This is a genomic window from Pseudoalteromonas sp. bablab_jr010, assembly GCF_016464105.1.
GTDB classification, from domain to species: domain Bacteria; phylum Pseudomonadota; class Gammaproteobacteria; order Enterobacterales; family Alteromonadaceae; genus Pseudoalteromonas; species Pseudoalteromonas simplex.
On the sequence record NZ_JACDWV010000107.1, the window covers coordinates 1 to 493 of the forward strand.

A 493-nucleotide genomic window follows, 5' to 3' on the forward strand; every position below is an offset into this window, starting at 1 on the left:
ATTGCTCATCTTGTTTTACTAAACCTGTCAGTAACTCATTTAATGTTTCTTTTAATGTTGATTGCGCTTTAAATAATTCATAGCACTGAGCTAGACACTGCCTTAAACCAGCGGTTAACCCATTATCGCTATCCTCTAGAATCTCAGGAATAGCTTGCCTAAACGCGCATTCTGATTGCTTGATTACAATCCCAAACTCAAGTAACAGGCCTCTGATTTGATTAGCCAGCTGTCGTTTCTGCTTTTCAGCTAAGGCGCGCATTCGCTCTATTGACTGTAAGCTTTGCTGTGCTTGCGTCAGTGATTTACACGGGCGGACATTAGGTGAGAAAGAAGCGGCAGCTATTGCAATGACATCATTTGCATCTGTTTTCTGGCCAACTCTAAATGCTTTGACAAATCGAGGATCTAGAATCACGACTTCATGACCAACACTACGTGCTTTGCGTGCCCAATAATGAGCACCACCACATGATTCCATAACAACTTTACA

At 42.0% G+C, this 493-nt stretch carries 1 protein-coding gene; it reads right to left on the reverse strand.

Translation table 11 applies throughout. The features are described from left to right. On the reverse strand, positions 1–493 hold a 493-nt coding region (locus JIG37_RS10150), incomplete at both ends, for a transposase (RefSeq protein WP_199529302.1).